Source organism: Nocardia sp. NPDC058497, assembly GCF_042720195.1.
Taxonomy (GTDB): domain Bacteria; phylum Actinomycetota; class Actinomycetes; order Mycobacteriales; family Mycobacteriaceae; genus Nocardia.
This window is the reverse complement of record NZ_JBHXMY010001024.1, coordinates 1-1,160: the sequence shown is the minus strand read 5'-3', so window position 1 is coordinate 1,160 and position 1,160 is coordinate 1. Positions and strand designations below refer to the sequence as shown.

Genomic DNA, 1,160 nt, shown 5'->3' with positions numbered 1-1,160 from the left:
GCTGGGACATGAGAGCGCTGAGGCACTCGACCCGGAGCGAGACTTCCTCGAATCCGGATTCGACTCACTGGCCGCCATGGAGTTGCGAACCGTCCTCAACGCTTCCACCGGCCTGACGCTGCCGACTGCCGCGATCTTCGATCACAAGACGCCGGCGGCACTGGCCCGATACCTGCGGAAGGAGCTCGCGGGTGACTCCCGAGGGGGTGCGGAGGCCGGTGGCGACGACGACTCGTTGTACGGGATGTTCCGTGGCGCGGTAGCGTCCGGCCACGCCGACAAGGGGTTCGCTCTGTTGCGTGCGGCGGCGGAGTTGCGCGAGCAGTTCTCGTCGGCCGACGAACTGGACCGGCTGCCGGTGCCCACCCGGCTCGCCACGGGCTCCACCCTGCCCCGCATCATCTGCCTCGCTCCGCCGCTGGCCACCGGCGGCGCACATCAGTACGCCCGGATCACCTCGCACTTGCGAACTGCCCGTGACGTTGTGGCGCTGCCGCCGATCGGTTGCCGGACGGGAGAGCCGGTGCCGACGACGCCCACGGCGGCCGCGGAAGCAGTGGCGCGCTCCGTCCTCGAGGCGGCGCAGGGAGATCCGTTCGTTCTGGTCGGATACTCCTCGGGCGGCCTGTTGGCCTACCTCGTCACCGAGCACCTGGAAGCGGCTGGTGGCCCCGCGCCCGCCGCGGTAGTCATGGTGGACACCTACAAGGTGAACGACGATGGTGAATGGCTGCTTCGGGCGATGGCCGAACATATGGTGTCGGCGCAGGCTACGTTCGGTCGCTTCGACCAGGCCCGGCTGACCGGCATGGGCCGGTATGTGCAGCTCCTGAAGGAGATGGTGCCCGGCTCCGTCGCCACGCCGACGTTGTTCATCCAGTGCGCCCAGAACTTCCTGGGGAGCTCATCGGATCACGTGAACTGGCAGGCCGAACCGTGGGATCCGGCGCATACCGTTGTTTCGGTACAGGCTGACCACATCACGATCCTGGAGGACGGCTCAGCGGATGTCGCCGAAGCGATCGAGGATTGGCTCGAGAGCTAGGAACAACGACCGGGTTGGCAGCATGCGCACCCGGTCGTTGTGCCCGAATAGGACAGGGCGCCAGGGCCGTGATCGCGGGTCTGGTGGGCACAAGGCGGGCACATGGCGGGGCTCT

At 67.7% G+C, this 1,160-nt stretch carries 1 protein-coding gene; it reads left to right on the top strand.

All coding sequences use genetic code 11. The annotated features are described in order from the left end of the window. The coding region (locus tag ACFWPJ_RS33420) for an alpha/beta fold hydrolase (protein WP_378857607.1) at positions 1–1,045 on the top strand (1,045 nt) is incomplete at its 5' end. Between the last annotated feature and the right edge of the window lie 115 nt (positions 1,046–1,160).